The sequence below is a fragment of the Tropicibacter oceani genome (assembly GCF_029958925.1).
GTDB classification, from domain to species: Bacteria; Pseudomonadota; Alphaproteobacteria; order Rhodobacterales; family Rhodobacteraceae; genus Pacificoceanicola; species Pacificoceanicola oceani.
The window spans coordinates 1,295,785-1,316,344 of the sequence record NZ_CP124616.1 but is presented as its reverse complement, the minus strand read 5'-3'; the positions used below and the strand labels follow the sequence as shown (position 1 = coordinate 1,316,344).

Genomic DNA, 20,560 nt, shown 5'->3' with positions numbered 1-20,560 from the left:
GTCTGTTCAGATCAGTAATTGGATTTGATCTGAACGCAGGTTTCGGTCTGGGTGTTGTACATGCCGCAGCCGAGGTCTTTCCAATCCGAGGTCAGGACCGCCGATTCCGGCAGGAAGTCGGTCCAGGCGTCGCCGGGGACCGGCTCGGTCTGGCTGATGATGTCGAACTGACCATCGGCCTGGATTTCACCGATCAGCACCGGCTTGGACAGGTGATGGTTCGGCAGCATCACGGCGGTGCCGCCGGTCAGGTTCGGAAATTCCTGGCCGTACATGGCGGTGCGCACGGCATCGACATCGGTGGTTCCGGCATCGGTCACGGCGTTCACCCACATGTTGAAGCCGATGTAGTGTGCCTCCATCGGGTCGTTGGTCACGCGATCTTCGCCCATGCGGGCCTTCCACTTGGCGACCCATTCGGTGTTGGCCGGGGTGTCGGCAGACTGGAAATAGTTCCAGGCGGCCAGGTGACCGACAAGGTTGCTGGTATCCAGACCCGACAGTTCCTCTTCGCCGACCGAGAAGGCCACGACGGGAATGTCGTCGGCAGAGACGTCAGCGGCGGCCAGTTCCTTGTAGAAACCGATGTTGGCATCGCCGTTGATGGTGCTGATCACGCCGACCTGCTTGCCATCCGCGCCCAGCGCCACGACGTCCGACACGATGGTCGCCCAGTCGGAATGGCCAAAGGGCGTATAGTTCACAAAGATGTCTTCGGCGGCGATGCCCTTGGACTTCAGATAGCTTTCAAGGATGTTGTTCGTGGTGCGCGGATAGACATAGTCGGTGCCCAGCAGCGCGAATTTCTCGACGCCCAGTTCTTCGAGGAAATAGTCCACAGCCGGGATCGCCTGCTGGTTCGGCGCGGCGCCGGTGTAGAACACGTTCTTGGACGATTCTTCGCCTTCGTACTGCACCGGGTAGAACAGCAGGCCGTTCAGTTCCTCGATGACGGGCAGCACGGATTTGCGCGACACGCTGGTCCAGTTGCCAAAGATCACGTCGACATTGTGTACGGTCAGCAATTCGCGCGCCTTTTCGGCGAACAGCGGCCAGTCAGACGCCGGGTCGACAACCACCGCCTCAAGTTCGCAGCCCAGCAGGCCGCCCTTGGCGTTCTGGTCTTCGACCAGCATTTCCACGGTGTCTTTCAGCGTGGTTTCGGAAATCGCCATGGTGCCGGACAGCGAATGCAGCACGCCGACCTTGATCGGGCAATCGGCGGCCAGCGCCGAGGTGCCGGTCAGCAGCAAGGCAGCCGTGGGAAGAGCAGCAAGAACAGAAGTTTTCATTTGGCAAATGCCCCAGTTTTTCGGGCGGCAGCGGCGGGATGGCCAAGGGCGGAAGGAAACCCGCCAGTCCCGCGAACGCTGCCGCGTTCAGTGAATAGGTCTGAGAAAGGCGCGTGCCCCCCTCGGGGTGCAGCTCCGGAACGGTTCCGGGCGCTGCAGGGGCATTAAGGGCGCGAACATGAGCGGGACTCTCGGGATTCTTGTTCGCGCGTGCAGCATTCCAGTGGATTTGCCGAAAAATTGAGCGAAAATTTCCGCATCTGCACAATCCAAGGGCGCTTACCGAGGGTCACTTGCCCCTTCGGCCACCCGGATTTGCGCAATTTCCCGGCGAAACCGGGGAGAGAATCCCGTGTTTTGCCCGATCCTGCGGCAACCATGGCGTGTGATCCTTGCAGAACGGCTTTCCTTTGAAAGCCTTCGCGCTGTATAGGGCTGCAAACGACATTCCTTGGGAGACTCACATGTCCAACGCACAGCTCGAAGCCGCCATCGAAGCCGCCTGGGAGGCCCGCGATACCATCACCCCGTCCACCGGCGGTGAAACCCGCGAAGCCATTCAGGACACTCTGAACGCCCTCGACAGCGGTGCGCTGCGCGTCGCCGAACGTCAGGACGATGGCACGTGGCACGTGAACCAGTGGGCCAAAAAGGCCGTGCTGCTGGGCTTTCGCATCAAGGACATGGAAATCCACGACAACGGCCCGCAGGGCAGCGGCTGGTGGGACAAGGTCGACAGCAAGTTCAAGGGCTGGGGCGATGACCAGTGGAAGGCCGCCGGTTTCCGCGCCGTGCCCAACTGCGTTGTTCGCAAATCCGCCTATATCGCGCCGGGCGTGGTGCTGATGCCGTCCTTTGTGAACCTTGGCGCCTATGTCGACACGGGCACCATGGTCGACACCTGGGCGACCGTCGGGTCCTGCGCGCAGATCGGCAAGAACGTGCACCTGTCCGGCGGCGTCGGCATCGGCGGCGTGCTGGAACCGATGCAGGCCGGTCCGACCATCATCGAGGACAACTGCTTTATCGGCGCGCGATCCGAAGTGGTCGAAGGCTGCATCGTGCGCGAAGGGTCGGTCCTGGGCATGGGTGTTTTCATCGGCCAGTCGACCAAGATCGTCGACCGTGAAACCGGCGAAGTCATGTACGGCGAAGTGCCGCCCTATTCGGTGGTCGTCGCAGGCTCCATGCCATCCAAGAACGGCATCAACCTGTACTGCGCCGTGATCGTCAAGCGGGTCGACGAACGCACCCGCTCCAAGACCGGCATCAACGAACTGCTGCGCGACTGATCCGCAGACAAACGATACCAACGCAGGGCGGGGGCGACCCCGCCTTTTGCGGAAAGGCCCGCCATGACCACCGAAAAGAAGCCCAAGAAACCCAGCCGCCAGCAGGTCTTTACCCTGTTGGTCGAGGTCGGCCGCAGCAAGGGTGACGGGTTGCCCGACAAATGCACCGGCGCCGCGCTGATGTGCTACGCCTCGGGCGTGGACGAGGCTGAGGCCGTGCGCGAAACCGTGGCGATCCTGAAACAGGCGGACATGGCGCCGCTGGACGTGACGGGCTATGGCACCGCTGATGAGCGCCGCGAACAAGGCCACGAGATCGGCGAGGACGAGTTGGAGTTGATGGCCCGCGCGCTGTCGGAAAACTCGGTCATCGTGGCGCAGGTCAATCCATTTTTCGACTGACCGGATTTGCAGCGCCCGCCCCTGCCCCTATATTCTTGAAGTGGATCAGGAGGGCATCATGGGACTTGGGTTTTTCGTTTCGATCATAATCGGAGGGCTTGCGGGCTGGATTGCCAGCAGGGTCATGAAGGCCGACACCGGTCTGATCCTGAATATCGTGTTGGGGATCGTCGGGGCCATGGTGATGAATTTCATCCTGCAACGGGCAGGCATCTATGCCGAACGCGCATGGTTGCCGCAACTGTTGGTGGGCGCATTGGGCGCCAGCGCCCTGATCTGGACCGCCCGTCAACTGCGGCGCTAGGATCAGGCGGCGCGCGCTTCGGCCAGCGTGATCGCCTCGAAACTGCCCAGCACCTTCAACCCGGCGCGGGCATGTTCGGGCAACAAACCGCTTGGGCAATCGGCCAGAAGACTGCTGGCAACCCTGTCTCGGTCGCGGCGCAGACGCCCGATATACAGGCTTTCCAAGTCCGCCTCGGCGGCGATGATGGGTTCGTGACGCGGCAACAACAGTTGGTGGTAGCGAACGAACCGATGGCCATCCTCGTGCACCGCGGCAAAGCCGTTCACCAGGCTTTGCGCCGGGATCAGCACCGCCTCGCGGCCAAACAGGTATTCCACGTCGGACCCGCCGATCACCAGGCGCTGTTGCGGCGAGACGATCAGATCGCGGTGCAATCCGAAATAGGGCGCGCGCAGACGGATCGGGCGAAAGGCCCCCAGCGCCGGGACAAGACGCGATACCCGGTGAAGCACCGGCACCACGCCATGCTCGCGCGTCTTGATGGTATCGCCGCATTGCAATTGCCCCACAGCGCGATAGCCCGTCGGCGTCAGAACCTGCACCTGCCCGGTCAGCGTCGGCATCGGGCCGATCGGTTCGATATCGGTCGAAACCGCAAAGAACACCACGTCTTCGTCCATCTGGCGCAATTGCGGGCGGCGGGCGATGGTATGGATGTCCTCGATCAACAGCGGCGGCGGCGGCGGGGTCGACTGTTCGATCACCTGGTCGCTTTCCGGGCGCTCGACCGCGATCCGGCCAAACCGCTGCCGGGTGTCCCAGCTGAAAGTAACGCGCAGAACATCGGTGCGGGCATCATGCGGCGGTTGCAGGACGGTATGGAACACCTCGCTGTTCTGGGTCAGGACCAGCGCAATGCTGCCCCCCGGCACAGCCCGCACCGAGATCGAGCCATTCCAGGGATGGCGGCGTTCGTAGTGCAGCAGGGTCTGGGGGCGCCCTTCGGGCGACAGGCGCGTTTCCAGCACGATGCTGCCGCGCGCCATCAGCGCATCGCGCGGGGCGCAGGCCGTGCCAAAGACCTTGGGACAAATCCAGGACTGCCCCCCGCCCGAGGTGGCGATCCAGCTCATGCCGGGGCCTTTGCAACTGTAACCATGAACATACCGCTCGGTATCCGGGCCTTGCCGGAAGTTTTTTGTTGTCCTCTGTGATAACACGCAGCGCCCTCTGAGGCGAGACCAAAGAACCCCAGGCCATTGTCATTTGCCAAGCGCGCCCCGGCACGCTAGCCATCAGGCAACAAACCGGAGAAGCCCATGACGCCCATTGACCCCGTCGATCTGACCGCCCGCCTTGTCCGCTGCCCTTCGGTGACCCCCGAAGAGGGTGGCGCGCTTGTCCTGTTGCAGGACCTTCTGGAAGGCGCCGGGTTCACCTGCACCCGGGTTGATCGCAACGGCACCAGCAACCTGTTCGCGCGCTGGGGCGACAAGGGCGCGGCCAAGACCTTTGGCTTTAACGGCCATACCGACGTGGTGCCGATCGGCAACCCCGAGGATTGGACCTTTGACCCCTTCGGCGCGGAAATCGACGGCGGGTTCCTGTACGGGCGCGGCTCGACCGACATGAAATCCGGCGTCGCCGCCTTTGCCGCCGCCGCCGTGGATTTCGTGCGGGGCACGCCCCCCGACGGGTCGATCATCCTGACCATCACCGGCGACGAAGAAGGCGACGCCACCGATGGCACCGTTGCGCTGCTGGACTGGATGAAGGATCAGGGCGAACAGATGGATGTCTGCCTTGTGGGCGAACCCACCAGCCCCGATTTCATGGGCCAGATGATGAAGATCGGGCGGCGCGGTTCCCTGTCCGCCTGGTTCACCGTACAGGGCCAGCAGGGCCATTCCGCCTATCCGCACCGCGCGCTGAATCCCCTGCCCGCCATGGCGCGGCTGATGGATCGCCTTGCCAGCCATACCCTCGATGAAGGAACCGAGCATTTCGACGCCTCGACCCTGGCCATCGTGACCATCGACACCGGCAACCCGGCGACCAACGTGATCCCGGCGCAGACCCGCGCCTGCGTCAATATCCGCTTTAACGACGCCCATTCCGGCGCCACCTTGTCGGACTGGCTGCGGGACGAGGCCGCCAAGGTCGACAAGGCGTTTGGCACCACGACCAGCCTGAAGATCAAGATTTCCGGCGAAAGTTTCCTCACCCCGCCCGGCGCGCTGTCCGATCTTGTCGGCGCGGCGGTGCAGGCGGAAACCAACCAGGTGCCGGAACTGTCGACCACCGGCGGCACATCGGACGCGCGTTTTGTCAAGGATCATTGCCCGGTGGTCGAATTCGGCCTTGTGGGCAAGCGGATGCACGCGGTCGATGAACGGGTCGAGGTCGCGCAGGTGCATCAGCTGAAGGCAATCTACACCCGCATCCTGCGCAGCTATTTTGCATGAGCCAGCGCACCCTGATCGTCATGGTCAAGGAACCGCGCCCGGGCCGCGTAAAAACCCGGCTGGGGCGCGACATCGGCCATACCGCCGCCGCATGGTGGTTCCGCCATCAGACCCGCGCCCTGCTGCGCCGCCTGCAGGACCCGCGCTGGCAGATCGTGCTGGCCGTCTCGCCCGACCGCGAGGGGCTGCAAAGCCGCATCTGGCCCGCCCATCTGCCCCGCCTGGCCCAGGGGCGCGGCAATCTGGGGGACCGCATGGCCCGGATGATGCGCGCCGCCCCGCCCGGGCCAGTCTGCGTGATCGGCGCCGACATTCCCGGCATCACCCCCGCGTCTATCTGGCGGGCCTTCACGTCCCTTGGCGCGCATGACGCGGTCTTTGGCCCGGCCCCCGATGGCGGTTACTGGCTGGTGGGGGTGCGCAACGCCGCGGCCGTGCCAAGCGCCCTGTTCCAAGGCGTGCGCTGGTCCAGCCAGCATGCCCTGGCCGACAGCCTTGCCTCGCTCAGCGGTGCCCGCGTCGCACTGGTCGATGAATTGCGCGATGTGGATACAGTTGCCGACCTTGCGGCGTGACGCGCCCCGCGCCCCGTGCTAGGGGAATCGCATGAGCAAACATCCCACCAAGGCAGAGATCCTCGACTGGATTTCCGCGAACCCGACCCTGACCTCAAAACGTGACATCGCCAAGGCCTTTGGCATCAAAGGCGCGGCGCGGATCGACCTGAAACGTGTCCTCAAGGAACTTGAGGAAGAAGGCCATCTTGCCAAGCGCAAGAAGACCTATCGCGATCCCGATCGCCTGCCGCCGGTCAGCGTTTTGCAGATCATGGCCCCCAACGCCGATGGCGACCTGTTCGCCAAGCCGCTGGAATGGCACGGCGAAGGGGTGGAACCGATCATCCTGTTCGTGCCGCGCGAAAGCGATCCGGCTCTGGGCGAAGGCGACCGCATTCTTGCCCGCCTTCAGGTGGTGCACGAGGAAGACCACAATTACGAAGCCCGGCTGATCCGCCGCATCGGCGCCAGCCCGCGCAAGGTGGTCGGCATTTTCCGCAAGGGCGCCGAGGGCGGGCGCATCCTGCCGATCGACAAGGGCGCAGACAAGGAATGGGCCGTCGCGGCCGATGCCACTGGTGGCGCCAAGGATGGCGAACTGGTCGAAGGCGAACAGGCCGGCCCCGGTGGCCGCATGGGCCTGCCTCGCGCGCGCATCACCATGCGCCTTGGCGATCCGACCGAACCCCGGGCCGTGTCCCTGATTGCGATCCACCAGCACGGCATCCCCGACGATTTCCCCCCCGAGGTTCTGGCTGAAGCCGACGGCATGAAGCCCGCCGGTCTGAAAGGGCGCACCGATCTGCGGGACATGCCGCTGATCACCATCGACCCGTTCGACGCCCGCGACCGCGACGACGCCGTCTTTGCCGAACCCGATGACGACCCCAAGAACGAGGGCGGTCATATCCTGTGGGTGGCGATTGCCGACGTCGCGCATTACGTCCGCCCCAATTCCAAGCTGGACGACGAGGCGCGCAAGCGCGGCAACTCCAGCTATTTCCCCGACCGCGTCGTGCCGATGCTGCCCGACCGTCTGTCCGGTGACCTGTGTTCGCTGCACGAAGGGGTGCCGCGGGCCTGTGTCGCCGTGCGCATGCGCATCAACGCGATGGGCGAAAAGCTCGACCAGCGCTTTGTCCGCGGGCTCATGCGCTCGCCCGCCGCACTGAACTACCAAGAGGTGCAGGCCGCCCAGAATGGCGAGCCTAGCGACAAGACCGGGCCGCTGCTTGATCCGGTGATCCGCCCGCTTTACGCCGCCTACGAGGCGCTGAAACAGGCGCGCGAACGGCGCCAGCCTCTGGATCTGGATCTGCCCGAACGCAAGGTCATCCTGTCCGAGGACGGCAAGGTGGAATCGGTCAATTTCACCGAACGGCTGGACGCGCACCGGCTGATCGAGGAATTCATGATCCTCGCCAACGTCAGCGCCGCCGAAACCCTGGTCGCCAAAAAGACCCCGCTGCTGTTCCGCGTCCACGAAGAACCGCCCGCCGACAAGCTGGAATCGCTGCGCGACACCGCCGAAGCCGCCGGGTTTTCGCTGGCCAAGGGGCAGGTTGTGAAAACCGCGCACCTGAACCGGCTGTTGCATCAGGCAGCAGGCAGCGATGAATCCGAACTGATCAACATGGCGACCCTGCGGTCGATGACGCAGGCCTATTACAGCCCCAAGAACTTTGGCCACTTTGGCCTGGCCTTGCAGAACTACGCACATTTCACCTCGCCCATTCGCCGCTATTCCGACCTGATCGTGCACCGCGCGCTGATCACCGCGCATGGCTGGGACGACGACGGGCTGACCCCCGGCGAAATCGAGCGGCTGGAGCAGATCGGCCAGCATATTTCCGACACCGAGCGCCGGTCCATGATGGCCGAACGCGACACCACCGACCGCTATCTTGCCGCCTTCCTGTCGGACCGCATCGGCGCCGAATTCACCGGGCGGGTATCGGGCATCGCGCGCTTTGGCGTCTTTGTGAAACTGGATGAAACCGGGGCTGACGGGCTGATCCCGATCAGCACGCTGGGCCGCGAATATTTCAAGTTCGACCAGGAAACCGCGACCCTGATGGGCAGCGACACGGGCCGGATCATCGGTCTGGGGATGCGCGCCCGCGTCAAGCTGGTCGAAGCCGCGCCCGTGACCGGCGGAATCGCCTTTGAACTGCTGGAACTGGACGACGAAGGCTATGACAGCGTGCCCGGCGGGCGCGGACCGCGCGGACGCGGCTTTAACCGGGGCAAGGGCAAACCGCGCGGCAAGGGCGGCCCCTCGCCGCATCGCAAGGCGGCGAAGGCCAAGAAAAAGGACGCCAAGACCAAGCGCAAGGTCACGCGGCAGCGGCGCTCCAAAGGCTAAGCTTGGGATACAGCGCCGCGCGGCCCCGCGCGACATATTCCATCAGCCTGTCGTTGGCCCGGACTGCGGCACGCAGGGGCGTGTCGCAGGGCAGCCCGGCCAGCATGCTCAGGAACGGCAGGGCGCTGGCATCCGCCGCGCAAGGCTGGTCGCCGAACAGGTAAGGTTGATCGCCCAGCTGCACGCTCAGCGCGTCCAGATCGGCCTGCATGAACGTCAGGCGCTGCGCCTCGGAGTAGCGCGCAAAGCCCTGCCGGTGCAGCCCCTTGACCACCCCCTTGCGCAGCATGTTCGGCACCACCGCCCGCACCGGCGCGGGCATGGCGGCAAAATACACCGGCTTGACCAAGGACCAGGCGTCGTCGCGCGCCCAGCGGTCATGGATCAGCCCGTGGTGCAGGCTGTCCTCGACCATGCGCATCAGGGCATGGGCCTGGGCGCGCTGCTGTCTGTCCATTCCGGGAAACAGGTCCGCGCCCTGTCCGGTCAGCCATTCCTGAATCAGGGCGCTGTCCGGGATCACTCCGTCCGGCGTGCGCAGCGCGGGCAGTTTGCCAAGCGGGCCGGCCTTGGGGTGACTGGCCCACTCGGGGCGCCAGTCTTGCCCGGACATCTTCAGCAAGATCATCGCCTTGACGCAAAAGGGGCTGAGGCTGGGTTCATCGAACCCCGGGGGAAAGGTGATAAGCGAAAGCATGACAAACTCCTGTGTCGGTTGCCCCCTGACTAAAGATGACTACTGTCAATTTCTGGCAGTATGAGGCATCATCCTGGCATCATGTCCCGCACCCACCGCCTGTTCCAATTGATGAGCGCGCTGCGCCGGCTGCCGCCCCCCGCCACCGCCGCCCAACTGGCGCTGGAAACCGGCGTGTCGGACCGCACGCTGTACCGCGACATCGACACCCTGCGCGGCCTTGGCGCGGTGATCGATGGCGCGGCGGGCTTTGGCTATACCCTGATCGAAGACGCCCACCTGCCGCCGCTGGGCTTTCAGGACGAAGAGCTGGAGGCGCTGGTGCTGGGCCTGCGCGAGGTGATTGCCATTGGCGATCCCGCACTGGCCCAGGCCGCCGAAACCGCGCTGGCCAAGCTGCGCGCGCGGCTGCCAGAGCAACAGGCGCACCGGCTGAAACACGCCGTTCTGCGCGCGCACCGCTTTTCCCCGCCGCCAGTGCCAGGCATCGACACCCGTTCGCTGCGGCAAGCCTGTTGGGACGAACACATCGTTCGGTTCGAATACAGCGACAAGCAGGGCAGTGCTTCAACGCGCGAGGTCAAGCCGCTGTCCATCGTGCTGTTCGACCACAGCCATTGCCTGATGGCCTGGTGCCTGCTGCGCCACGATTTCCGCGCCTTCCGACTGGACCGGATCGAAGCGCTGGAAATCACCGATACCTCGTTCCGCCCGCAGCGTGTTGCGCTGCTGCGCGATTACATGGCGCGCCTGAAATCCGAAGGACAGGCCCGCGCCATTCAGGGACAGGCACCGCGCATGCAGGACTGAACCGCGTTCAGCTCGGCCCGCGTGGGCCGGGGGAACAGCAGGCTGTTGCAGGGATCGACAAAGCCGACCAACCGCCGGTCGTCTCGGCGCAGAAAGGCCAGGTAGGACTGGCCATGGCTGACCCCGGCGCAGATGTCATCAAGGCAACTGATGCGCAGGGTGATCAGCCGGTCGAAATCCGCGTTGAACCCGCGTTGGTCCAGAAGTCGGCCTTTCAACCGGGCGGGCACGTCGACCTCAGCAGTTGCGCCTTCGCGCTGCGGCAGGCGGCTTTCGTCAACGGCCAGGCGGCCATAGACCACCATCCACTCGGCGCTGTCCTGGCTGGCATAGCCAAACGCCGCCACCGGGTCGCGGTCACCGCAGCTGAGCGACAGAACCGGCGTGGCCAGCAGCGTCAGGATCAGCGCAATCGCGCGCATTACAGCCGGTCGCGGAAGGCCGCGATCACCTGTTCATAGACCCCGCGCTTGAACGGCACGATCTGTTCCAGCACTTCGTCCGCGTCCATCCAGCGCCATTCGGAAAACTCCTGGTGATCGTCGGCGTCGATGCGCACCTGATCGTCGGTGCCGTGAAAGCGCAGCAGGAACCACTTTTGCTCCTGCCCCTTGTAGCGCCCCTTCCAGATGCGCGGCACGATGTCATGCGGCAGATCATAGGCGATCCAGCCGTCCGTTTCGGCCTCGACGGTGACCAGATCGGGCGACACGCCGGTTTCCTCAAGCAATTCGCGCAAGGCGGCGGCGCGCGGCTCTTCGCCCTTGTCGATCCCGCCCTGGGGCATTTGCCAGGCGGGCACTTCGCTGTCAAAGCGCTGGCCGACAAAGGCGTGGCCCTGCGCGTTGACCAGCATCACGCCGACATTGCGGCGATAGGGCAGTCTGGCGATCTCTTCCGGCGTCATCCGCATCTTTCCCATGTTTGAACGCAATAGGGCGAGGCCCGGCCCCGCCCTATCACACTGTCTGTTGCAATGCGATTACTTGCTGCCGCTGCTCAAGGCCGAAAGCCCGTGCAGGATGTCGATGGCATAGGCCAGCTGGTAGTCGTCTTCACGCAGCTTGGCCGCCGCTTCGGCCTTGGCCTGGTCGGCCTTGATCTGCTCGATCTCGTCCTCGGTCAGCGAATCGTTGTCCAGGCTGCCGCGCAGGTCCGCCTCGGAGCGCGAGAAGCGGTTGATCGCGCTTTCGTCCTCTTCCTCGGTTTCAGGGCGGCGCGGCGGCTGGTCCACGACGATGTCGGGCGACACGCCCAGCGACTGGATCGACCGGCCCGACGGCGTGTAATAGCGCGCGGTGGTCAGGCGCATCATGCCATCGCCCCGCAGCGGCATCACCGTCTGGACCGAACCCTTGCCGAACGACTTGGTGCCGACGACGATGGCGCGGCGATGATCCTGCAGCGCGCCGGCGACGATTTCCGAGGCCGAGGCCGAGCCGCCGTTGATCAGCACGACCAGCGGTTTGCCTTCGGCAAGATCGCCCTCGGTTGCGTTGAACCGGTCGCCGTCTGCCGGGTCGCGGCCGCGAGTCGACACGATTTCACCGGCGTTCAGGAAGGCGTCCGACACCTTGATCGCCTGGGTCAGCAAGCCGCCAGGGTTGTTGCGCAGATCCAGAACAAAGCCTTCGACCTTGTCGATGCCGCCAGCGGCCTCGATTTCCTTGGCGATGCCATCGGTCAGGTTCGGGAAGGTCTGGTCGTTGAAGGTGGTGACCCGCAGCACGACGGTATTGCCCTCAAGCCGGGTGCGCACGGCGGTCAGCTTGATAGTGTCGCGGATGATCGACACGTCAAAGGGCTCATCCTCGCCTTCGCGGACCACGGTGATCACGATTTCGCTGCCCACCGGGCCGCGCATCATGTCAACGGCTTCGTCCAGCGTCAGGCCCAGCACGGATTCGCCGTCGACATGAGTGATGAAATCGCCTGCCTCCATCCCGGCCTCGGCGGCGGGGGTGTCGTCGATCGGCGAGACGACTTTGACAAAGCCATCTTCCTGCGTGACTTCGATGCCCAGACCGCCGAATTCGCCGCGGGTCTGCACCTGCATGTCTTCGGCGTCATCGGGCGGCAGATAGTTCGAATGCGGATCAAGCGAGGTCAGCATGCCGTTGATGGCGGCCTCGATCAGGTCGGCCTCGTCCACCTCTTCGACGTATTGCGCGCGGATGCGTTCAAAGATGTCGCCGAACAGGTCAAGCTGTTCATAGACGTTGGTGGGGCGGTTCTGTTCCTGCGCCAGCAGAGGGCCAACGAATTGCGTGGTCGCCACCACCGAGGCCAGCGCGCCGCCACATGCGGCCATCATGAATTTCTTCATATCCAATCTTATCCCTTGTCGGTTGCGAACCACGTCAGTGGGTCAACAGGCGCATCGCCTTCTCTCACTTCTATATAGAGCGTTTCCGAACGCCCAGCGCCACCCCTATCACCGTTTGGTGAAAGGATGTCGCCGCTTTGCAGGGCCTGCCCGCCCATCAGACCAACCGGACTGCCCGCCGGCAGGACCTGTCCGGCCTTGCCGTACACCTCGTCCAGACCGGCAATCACGAACAGAAGATCGGCCTGGGGCTCAAGGATGGTGACCAGCCCATAGTCCAGCAGCGGCCCGTTATAACGGATCGTCGCGGCGGTGGGCGTGGTGACCAGCGCCTTGGGTTGGGTGGCCAGAACGATACCGGGGCGCGTCACCCCGGCGGCATCGCTTTCGCCCGCCCGGCGCAGCAGCACGCCGCGCACCGGCAAGGCCAGCGTGCCCTTTTGCCCGGCAATGCGCGGCAGATTTTCCGGCACCTCGTTTTCGACGATCTGGCTGAGACCGCTGGCAAAGCCCTGCAGCGTCTCGGTCGAGGCGATCAGAATTTCGGTTCGGATCGGGTCCTCGGTAAAGCGGCGCGGCAGGTCGGTGCGGTCGGCGATGGCCTGGCTCAGCTCGGTCCGGGCGGCCTGTACCCCGGCCAGCCCTTCCTTGAGCGTGTCGGCCGCGCTTTGCTGCAACTCGCGCAGCGCCGTCACCTCTTGAAGGTCCGAGCGCAGCGCCGCGGCCTTGTCCGCCAGCCCCGGCGTCACCGCCGCCACCAGCATCCCGGACCGCGCCGTGCCCAAGGGCCCCTGCGGATGCAACAGCGTCTGCGGTTGCACCTGACCGCCGAGCGCACTGAGCACGCCCAACAGCTGGGAAATCTCGGCCTCTTGCGCGGCCAGCTTGTGGCTCAGCTCGGTTTCGCGGATCGCCGCCGCGCGCAGCCCCTGGCGCATCGCGGCAAGCCCGTCTTCATAGGCGCGCACTGTGCCGGTCAGCGCCGCCACCCGGTCGCGCGCGCTTTCGGCCTGATCCAGCTGGATCGACGCCGCCTCGAGCGCATCGGCAGCAGCCTGCGCCGCATCCCCCGCGCTTTGGGCAAAGGCGGGGCCTGCCAGCAGGGCAAGGATCAGGCAAAGCCGCTTCACGAGATCAGGCTTTCCCCGGTCATTTCCGCAGGCTGTTCCAGCCCCATCAGCTCCAGCAGGGTCGGCGCCACGTCGGCCAGCCGCCCGGCCCGGATCTGCGCGCCCTTGGGACCGCCGAACAGGATCACCGGCACAGGGTTCGTGGTATGCGCCGTGTGCGGCCCACCGGTTTCAGGATCAACCATGGTTTCGCAATTGCCGTGATCGGCGATCACCAGCATGGCGCCCCCGGTATCCTCCAGCTTGGCCACGACCTGTCCCAGCCCTTCGTCCACCGCCTCGCAGGCCTTCATCGCGGCCTGCAGATCGCCGGTATGGCCCACCATGTCGGGGTTCGCATAGTTCACCACGATCAGGTCATAGCCGTGGTCGATGGCGCCCAGAAGATGCTCGGTCACTTCGGCCGCGCTCATTTCCGGCTGCATGTCATAGGTCGCCACCTTGGGCGATTTCGGCATGAAGCGGTCTTCGTTTTCCTCGGGGGTTTCGCGGCCTCCGTTCAGGAAAAAGGTGACATGCGGGTATTTTTCCGTCTCGGCCAGGCGAAACTGGGTCTTGCCATGTTTGGCGACCCATTCGCCCAGCGTGTTGACGATGGTCTGCTTTGGATAGGCGGTGGTCATATAGGCGTTGTGCGCCTTTGAATAATCCACCATCCCCAGCAGGGCGGCGAACTGCGGGGTGTCCCGCTGGAACCCGTCAAATTCCGGATCGCCGATCGCGGCCAGGATTTCGCGCGCGCGGTCGGCGCGGAAGTTCAGGCAGAAAAACCCGTCGCCCGCCCGCACCCCGGCATAATCGCCGATCACCGTGGCGGGCAGGAATTCGTCGGTCTTTTCGGCGGCATAGGCCTGCTGCACCGCCGCCTGCGGGGTGTCGGCCCTGTCGCCCTTGCCCAGGATCATCGCGTCATAGGCGGTTTGCACCCGCTCCCAGCGGTTATCGCGGTCCATGGCGTAATAGCGGCCAATCACCGTGCCGATGCGCGCGCCCTTGGGCAGGCTGGCGGCAAGGTCGGCGACAAAACCGTCCGCCGATTTCGGCGCAACGTCGCGGCCATCGGTGATGGCATGGACGACCACCGGCACGCCCTGATCGCAGATCGCCTTTACCGCGGCCTTGATATGGCTGATGTGGCCATGCACGCCGCCATCAGACACCACGCCCATCAAATGCGCCGTTCCGCCCGAAGCCTTGAGCGCGGCGGCAAAATCCCGGATCGCGGCGTTGTCGAAGAACGATCCATCCTCGATCGCCAGGTCGATCTGGCCAAGGTCCATCGCCACCACGCGGCCCGCGCCGATATTGGTGTGGCCCACTTCGGAATTGCCCATCTGCCCGCTAGGCAGCCCGACATCGGGGCCAAAGGTGATCAGTGTCGCATTGGGGCATGTCGCCGTCAGCCGGTCCATCGTCGGCGTATGGGCAAGCGCGGGCGCGTTGGCCTCGGTTTCATCCCTCAGGCCCCAACCATCAAGAATGCACAGGATCACGGGTTTGGGCATGGTCTGCTCCTACTGGAAATCGGGCTTTCAAAGGGGGTTTATCAGCGGCCAGTCGGCCCGTCCAGAAAGCCGTCATTCGATAGGCAGAGCGTCGCGCTGCGCCCTTTTTGCAACAACCGGCAGGGTTTGCCGGACGAAAGGGCCGCGGCCCACCTGGAATAGCCGTTTCCCGGCAAAGCCTTGCGTGAATATAAGAATTACTCACTTTATCCATTATTATTATGAATTTTCCATCCCTCATCCCAAGGGGGTATCCTTGGATCAGGTTCTGGCGCGCCCCCAACTGGAAACGTCGCCAAAAGTGCCGGGCTGGTTGCCTTACCTCGTCCAGCCCGGTTCCAAACCTTAGGAGACCACCATGACCCTTTCGAAACTCGGCACCATCGCGGCCCTGGCAACCCTGATCGCCGCCCCCGCCCTGGCCCAGCAAACGATCCAGGACAAGATGGACACCGTCAAACCGGCGTCCGAAGTCACCGGGCAGCAGCTGGGGACGCTCGATTGCGAAATCGAAGGCGGCTGGGGGATGTTCCTGGGCTCGTCCAAGGCCGTCACCTGCACCTTTCAGCACACCGACGGGGCGGTCGAAAACTACGCCGGCAGCATGGACAAGCTGGGATTGGATATCGGCAAGACCGAAAAAAGCTATATGACATGGCTGGTCTTTACCACGGCCCAAAACAAACCTGGTGACTATGCCCTGGCGGGCAACTATGTAGGCGTATCAGCCGGCGCATCGCTTGGAATTGGCCTTGGGGCAAATGCCCTGGTCGGTGGTTCCGAAAAGCAGATCGGCCTGCAGCCCGTCAGTGTCGAAGGCGTCCAGGGCGTGAACCTGGCGCTTGGCCTGGCCTCGCTGACCCTCAAGGCCGCCCAGTAAGCGGCCGACATGAATGAATGAATGCCAAGGGGCCCGATCAAGGGGCCCCTTTCACGAATTGGAGAGCATGATGACCTTCCCCACCCGCCGTTCGACCAGCCTGATCGCCCTTGCCGTCGCGCTTGTCCCCGGCCTTGCCACCGCGCAAGACCGCAACATCCAGTTCGAGCTTGGGCTTGGGACCAGCCTGGCACCGACCTACGAAGGATCGGACGACTACAAGGCGGGCGTGGCCCTGACAGGCAGCCTGCAGGCGCTGTCGCTTGGGCCGCTGCAGATCCAGCCCGGCCAGCTTGGCTTTGGCCTTGCGCCGTCGTTCCGCTATCTGTCCGAACGCACCAAGGACGATGTCCCGATGCTGCGCGGGATCGACGATGTCGATGCGGCGCTGGAACTGGGTTTGAAGGCCTCGTACCGCTGGGACTATGCCGAGGCCTGGGGCGCACTGCGCAAGGGCGTGACCGGCCACGAAGGCATGGTTGCCGACCTTGGCGCCGATGCAATCATCGACGCCGGATCCAACACCACCCTGCGTTTTGGCCCGCGCGTGTCCTTTGCGGACGACAGCTATATGGACACCTATTTCACGGTGCCGACCACGGCGACGCGCCTGCGCGCCTATGACGCCGACGGTGGATTGAAGTCCTTTGGCCTGGAAATGAGCCTGCGCCATGACGTGACAGAAGCCTGGGCCGTGCAGGGCACGCTGGGCTGGACCCAGATGGCCGGGGATGCGGCGGATTCGCCCATCGTCAAGGCCGGTGACCGCGATCAGGGGACCGTCAGCCTGATGCTGATCCGCAAGTTCGACTGGCGCTTCTGAGCCCCGTCGCACCGCGTTTCAAGGCCGTCCCTCGGGGCGGCCTTTTTCTTTGCGACGACGCTAACCCGAAGGGGCGGGACAGCGGGTCAAGGCACCGGTGGGGCCGGGCTGAAGCCCGGCCTACGGCGACCGGGACGGGTTGGTGCGGGGTGGCTGGCGGAGCGCAAAGAAAAGCCCGCCGGTGAGGCGGGCTTTGGGTCTGTTTCAGTGGTCGGCGGTTTTAGCCCTGCAAGGACTTGACCACCAATTCCCCTTCGTCGCGGGACTTCATCGCCATGGCCGCGGCGTGAGCGCCGGCGGCAGTGGTGAAGTAGGGGATCTTGTCATAAAGCGCGACAGAGCGGATTTCGCGGCTGTCCTCGACCGCGGCAGACCCTTCGGTGGTGTTCAGCACCAACTGGATGCCGCCGTCCTTCATCAGGTCGACCACGTTGGGGCGACCTTCGTAGACCTTCTTGGTCTTTTCGCAGGCGATCCCGTGCTGTTCAAAGAACTTGGCCGTGCCGCCGGTGGCGACGATCTTGAAGCCCAGACCGGCCAGCGCCTGCGCGGCCTCGACCATTTCGGGGGTCTTGTCATCGTCGCGGACCGAAAAGAACACCGCGCCTTCGGTAGGCAGGTGGTTGCCCGCGCCCAGCTGCGCCTTGAGGAAGGCGCGCGGGAAGGACCGATCCCAGCCCATGACTTCGCCGGTCGACCGCATTTCCGGTCCAAGGATCGTATCAACCCCGGGGAAACGGGCGAAAGGCAGGACCGCCTCTTTGACCGAGAACCACGGCATGTTCGGGTCGGCCAGGGTCATCTGGTCGGCGATGGGCATGTCGGTGTCGTAGTCGGCGTTTTCCGGATAGGGCGCGCGCAGCGGGAAGGCAGACAGCTTTTCCCCCGCCATGAGGCGCGCGGCGATCGACGCGATGGCGCTGTCGGTCGCCTTGGCGACGAAGGGCACGGTGCGCGACGCACGCGGGTTCACCTCGATCAGATAGATCTCGCCATCCTTGATGGCGAACTGCACGTTCATCAGGCCGACGACGTTCAGGGCGCGGGCCAACGCGACGGTCTGGTCCTTGATGCGGTCCAGCACGTCAGCGGACAGGGAATAGGGCGGCAGCGAACAGGCGCTGTCGCCCGAGTGGACGCCCGCCTCTTCGATGTGCTGCATGATGCCCGCGACATGCACGTCGGTGCCGTCACACAGCGCGTCGACGTCCAGTTCGACGGCGCCGGACAGGTAGCTGTCGAGCAGCACGGGGCTGTCGCCGGACACGACGACCGCCTCGCGGATGTAGCGGCGCAGGTGATCCATGTCGCGCACGATTTCCATGGCGCGGCCACCCAGCACATAAGACGGGCGGATCACCAGCGGGAAACCGATGCTTTCGGCGATATCCAGCGCCTGGGCGTCGGTGCTGGCGATGCCGTTTTTCGGCTGCTTCAGGCCCAGCTGGTTGACCAGCGCCTGGAACCGCTCGCGGTCTTCGGCCAGGTCGATGGCGTCGGGCGTGGTGCCAAGGATCGGGATGCCCTCGGCCTCCAGCGCGTTGGCCAGCTTCAGCGGGGTCTGGCCGCCGAACTGCACGATGACGCCGTGCAGGGTGCCGTTTTCCTGCTCTTTGGTCAGGATTTCCATGACATGCTCAAAGGTCAGCGGTTCGAAATACAGCCGGTCCGAAGTGTCATAGTCGGTCGACACGGTTTCGGGGTTGCAGTTGATCATGATGGTTTCATAGCCCTGATCGGCCAGCGCAAAGCAGGCGTGACAGCAGCAATAATCAAACTCGATCCCCTGCCCGATGCGGTTCGGACCACCGCCCAGCACAACCACCTTCTTGCGGTCGCTGGGGCGGGCTTCGCATTCGACCTCGCCCATCATGGGCTGTTCGTAGGTGGAATACATATAGGGGGTCTGGGCCTCGAACTCGGCGGCGCAGGTGTCGATGCGTTTGAACACGGCGGTGACGCCAAGGCCGTGACGGCGCTTGCGCACGTCCTTTTCGGAAAAGCCGGTCAGCTTGGCCAGACGGGCATCGGTAAAGCCCATCATCTTGAGCGCGCGGATGCCGTCGGCGTCCTGCGGCAGGCCGTTGGCGCGGACCTCTTCTTCGGCCTCGATGATTTCGCGAATTCGGGCCAGGAACCAGGGGTCGAACATAGTGACGCCGTGGATATCATCGTTGCTGAGCCCATGGCGCATAGCCTGGGCGATGGTGCGCATCCGGTCCGGGGTTTGTTCGCTGATCGCCTTGACCACGGCGGCCTTGTCGGGCGCGCCGGGGATTTCAACCTCGTCAAAGCCGGTGAGGCCGGATTCCATGCTGGCCAGCGCCTTTTGCAGCGATTCGTGGATGGTGCGGCCGATGGCCATCGCCTCGCCCACGGATTTCATCGCGGTGGTCAGGTAGGGCTTGGATCCGGGGAATTTTTCAAAGGCGAACTTGGGGATCTTGGTGACGACATAGTCGATGGTCGGCTCAAAGCTGGCCGGGGTCACCTTGGTGATGTCGTTGTCGAGTTCGTCCAGCGTATAGCCGACAGCCAGCTTGGCGGCGATCTTGGCGATGGGGAAGCCGGTGGCCTTGGAGGCCAGCGCGGAGGACCGGCTGACGCGCGGGTTCATTTCGATCACGACCATGCGGCCATCGGCGGGGTTCACCGCCCATTGCACGTTCGATCCGCCGGTTTCGACGCCGATTTCACGCAGTACGGCGATCGAGCCGTTGCGCATGATCTGGTATTCCTTGTCGGTCAGGGTCAGCGCCGGGGCGACCGTGATGCTGTCGCCGGTGTGCACGCCCATGGGATCGACGTTTTCGATGGCGCAGACGATGATGGCGTTGTCCGCCTTGTCGCGGACGACCTCCATCTCGTATTCCTTCCAGCCCAGAAGGGATTCATCGACAAGGATCTGGCCCACCGGAGAGGCATCCATGCCGGTGCGGCAGAAGTGGATGTAATCCTCGCGGTTGTAGGCCACGCCGCCGCCGGTGCCACCAAGGGTAAAGGCGGGGCGGATGATGGCGGGCAGGCCGACGTATTCCAGCGTTTCAAGGGCAATCGCCACGCCGGCCTCGAGGTCGTATTTGCCGTTGGCTTTCTTGGGGGCGGTGACGATTGTCGCCTTGGGGTTTTCCAGACCGATACGGTCCATCGCCTCGCGGAACAGTTTGCGGTCCTCGGCCATTTCGATGGCCGCGCGCTTGGCGCCGATCATCTCGACGCCGTATTTTTCCAGAACGCCCATTTCTTCAAGCGCCAGAGAGGTGTTGAGCCCGGTCTGACCGCCCATGGTGGGCAACAGCGCGTCGGGGCGTTCCTTTTCGATGATCTTGGCGACCACTTCCGGGGTGATCGGTTCGATATAGGTGGCGTCGGCCAGCCCCGGGTCGGTCATGATCGTTGCCGGGTTCGAGTTGACCAGGATGACCCGGTAGCCTTCTTCGCGCAGCGCCTTGCAGGCCTGGGCCCCCGAGTAGTCGAATTCGCAGGCCTGCCCGATCACGATGGGCCCCGCGCCGATGATCATGATGGATTTGATGTCGGTACGTTTGGGCATGGGGGACCTCGTTTGGCGGCATGAGTACGGCATGGGGCAACGGGCCGGTGACTCGCGTCCTGCCCGCAAATTGTTGTGGGTTATAGACATGGGGCGGGTAGGTTCAAGCCCCATCCGTGGCCGAGTTCGGGGGGCTCTGCCCCCGCGCCTGCGGCGCCCCCCCGGAGTATTTTTGCCAAGAAGAAGCCAAGGGGCGCGCAAATGGCGTCAAAAGGG

General features: G+C 64.3%; 18 protein-coding genes. 9 read left to right on the top strand and 9 right to left on the bottom strand.

Annotation, left to right across the window (positions count from 1 at the left end):
* Nucleotides 1-11: 11 nt before the first annotated feature.
* Nucleotides 12-1,292, bottom strand: coding sequence for an urea ABC transporter substrate-binding protein (gene urtA / locus QF118_RS06270; RefSeq protein ID WP_282301778.1), 1,281 nt, complete (start codon nucleotides 1,290-1,292; stop codon nucleotides 12-14).
* Between the two features lie 464 nt (nucleotides 1,293-1,756).
* Here urtA and dapD point away from each other — a divergent pair, with 464 nt between their 5' ends.
* From dapD to QF118_RS06255, 3 genes are all read left to right on the top strand, one after another.
* Complete coding sequence (gene dapD, locus QF118_RS06265) at nucleotides 1,757-2,584, top strand: 2,3,4,5-tetrahydropyridine-2,6-dicarboxylate N-succinyltransferase (RefSeq protein ID WP_282301777.1); 828 nt, start codon at nucleotides 1,757-1,759, stop codon at nucleotides 2,582-2,584.
* A 63-nt stretch (nucleotides 2,585-2,647) separates the two neighbouring features.
* Nucleotides 2,648-2,986, top strand: a complete 339-nt coding sequence (locus QF118_RS06260; RefSeq protein ID WP_282301776.1) for a DUF8846 family protein — start codon at nucleotides 2,648-2,650, stop codon at nucleotides 2,984-2,986.
* A 58-nt stretch (nucleotides 2,987-3,044) separates the two neighbouring features.
* On the top strand, nucleotides 3,045-3,290 hold the full coding sequence (locus tag QF118_RS06255; RefSeq protein ID WP_282301775.1) for a GlsB/YeaQ/YmgE family stress response membrane protein: 246 nt from the start codon (nucleotides 3,045-3,047) through the stop codon (nucleotides 3,288-3,290).
* 2 nt (nucleotides 3,291-3,292) lie between these two features.
* Here QF118_RS06255 and QF118_RS06250 read toward each other — a convergent pair whose 3' ends face one another.
* Nucleotides 3,293-4,366, bottom strand: coding sequence for a Hint domain-containing protein (locus QF118_RS06250; protein WP_282301774.1), 1,074 nt, complete (start codon nucleotides 4,364-4,366; stop codon nucleotides 3,293-3,295).
* A 186-nt stretch (nucleotides 4,367-4,552) separates the two neighbouring features.
* Between QF118_RS06250 and dapE the strand changes: the two genes are divergently transcribed.
* Genes dapE through rnr form a run of 3 tightly spaced genes read left to right on the top strand, consistent with a single transcriptional unit; the run spans nucleotide 4,553 to nucleotide 8,620 of the window.
* Complete coding sequence (dapE, locus tag QF118_RS06245; RefSeq protein WP_282301773.1) at nucleotides 4,553-5,698, top strand: succinyl-diaminopimelate desuccinylase; 1,146 nt, start codon at nucleotides 4,553-4,555, stop codon at nucleotides 5,696-5,698.
* Complete coding sequence (locus QF118_RS06240) at nucleotides 5,695-6,273, top strand: TIGR04282 family arsenosugar biosynthesis glycosyltransferase (protein ID WP_282301772.1); 579 nt, start codon at nucleotides 5,695-5,697, stop codon at nucleotides 6,271-6,273. Before dapE ends, QF118_RS06240 begins: the two co-directional genes overlap by 4 nt.
* Nucleotides 6,274-6,304: 31 nt before the next feature.
* Nucleotides 6,305-8,620, top strand: a complete 2,316-nt coding sequence (gene rnr, locus QF118_RS06235; RefSeq protein ID WP_282301771.1) for a ribonuclease R — start codon at nucleotides 6,305-6,307, stop codon at nucleotides 8,618-8,620.
* Here rnr and QF118_RS06230 read toward each other — a convergent pair.
* Nucleotides 8,592-9,317, bottom strand: coding sequence for a glutathione S-transferase family protein (locus tag QF118_RS06230; RefSeq protein ID WP_282301770.1), 726 nt, complete (start codon nucleotides 9,315-9,317; stop codon nucleotides 8,592-8,594). The two genes, rnr and QF118_RS06230, sit on opposite strands and share 29 nt — an antisense overlap.
* A gap of 81 nt (nucleotides 9,318-9,398) precedes the next feature.
* On the opposite strand from QF118_RS06230, the gene QF118_RS06225 reads away from it, so the two are divergent.
* On the top strand, nucleotides 9,399-10,127 hold the full coding sequence (locus QF118_RS06225) for a helix-turn-helix transcriptional regulator (RefSeq protein ID WP_282301769.1): 729 nt from the start codon (nucleotides 9,399-9,401) through the stop codon (nucleotides 10,125-10,127).
* Here QF118_RS06225 and QF118_RS06220 read toward each other — a convergent pair.
* The 5 genes from QF118_RS06220 to gpmI all read right to left on the bottom strand — a co-directional run bounded on the left by QF118_RS06220 (nucleotide 10,097) and on the right by gpmI (nucleotide 15,088).
* A complete protein-coding gene (locus tag QF118_RS06220; protein ID WP_282301768.1) occupies nucleotides 10,097-10,549 on the bottom strand; it encodes a hypothetical protein in 453 nt (150 codons plus the stop codon). The two genes, QF118_RS06225 and QF118_RS06220, sit on opposite strands and share 31 nt — an antisense overlap.
* The gene (locus tag QF118_RS06215; protein WP_282302421.1) at nucleotides 10,549-11,034 is read right to left on the bottom strand and encodes an RNA pyrophosphohydrolase; all 486 of its coding nucleotides are present in this window, start codon (nucleotides 11,032-11,034) and stop codon (nucleotides 10,549-10,551) included. The genes QF118_RS06220 and QF118_RS06215 overlap by 1 nt, the downstream gene beginning before the upstream one ends.
* 75 nt (nucleotides 11,035-11,109) lie before the next feature.
* On the bottom strand, nucleotides 11,110-12,453 hold the full coding sequence (locus QF118_RS06210; RefSeq protein ID WP_282301767.1) for a S41 family peptidase: 1,344 nt from the start codon (nucleotides 12,451-12,453) through the stop codon (nucleotides 11,110-11,112).
* A gap of 8 nt (nucleotides 12,454-12,461) precedes the next feature.
* Nucleotides 12,462-13,583, bottom strand: a complete 1,122-nt coding sequence (locus QF118_RS06205) for a murein hydrolase activator EnvC family protein (RefSeq protein WP_282301766.1) — start codon at nucleotides 13,581-13,583, stop codon at nucleotides 12,462-12,464.
* The gene (gene gpmI / locus QF118_RS06200) at nucleotides 13,580-15,088 is read right to left on the bottom strand and encodes a 2,3-bisphosphoglycerate-independent phosphoglycerate mutase (RefSeq protein ID WP_282301765.1); all 1,509 of its coding nucleotides are present in this window, start codon (nucleotides 15,086-15,088) and stop codon (nucleotides 13,580-13,582) included. Before gpmI ends, QF118_RS06205 begins: the two co-directional genes overlap by 4 nt.
* Before the next feature lie 358 nt (nucleotides 15,089-15,446).
* On the opposite strand from gpmI, the gene QF118_RS06195 reads away from it, so the two are divergent.
* Together QF118_RS06195 and QF118_RS06190 are read left to right on the top strand one after the other, a co-directional pair.
* Nucleotides 15,447-15,968 carry a DUF992 domain-containing protein gene (locus QF118_RS06195; RefSeq protein ID WP_282301764.1) on the top strand — a complete coding sequence of 174 codons (522 nt, stop codon included), beginning with the start codon at nucleotides 15,447-15,449 and terminating at the stop codon, nucleotides 15,966-15,968.
* A 67-nt stretch (nucleotides 15,969-16,035) separates the two neighbouring features.
* On the top strand, nucleotides 16,036-16,791 hold the full coding sequence (locus QF118_RS06190) for a MipA/OmpV family protein (RefSeq protein ID WP_282301763.1): 756 nt from the start codon (nucleotides 16,036-16,038) through the stop codon (nucleotides 16,789-16,791).
* Nucleotides 16,792-17,011: 220 nt separating this feature from the next.
* Here QF118_RS06190 and carB read toward each other — a convergent pair whose 3' ends face one another.
* Nucleotides 17,012-20,344, bottom strand: coding sequence for a carbamoyl-phosphate synthase large subunit (gene carB / locus QF118_RS06185; RefSeq protein WP_282301762.1), 3,333 nt, complete (start codon nucleotides 20,342-20,344; stop codon nucleotides 17,012-17,014).
* Nucleotides 20,345-20,560 lie beyond the last annotated feature (216 nt).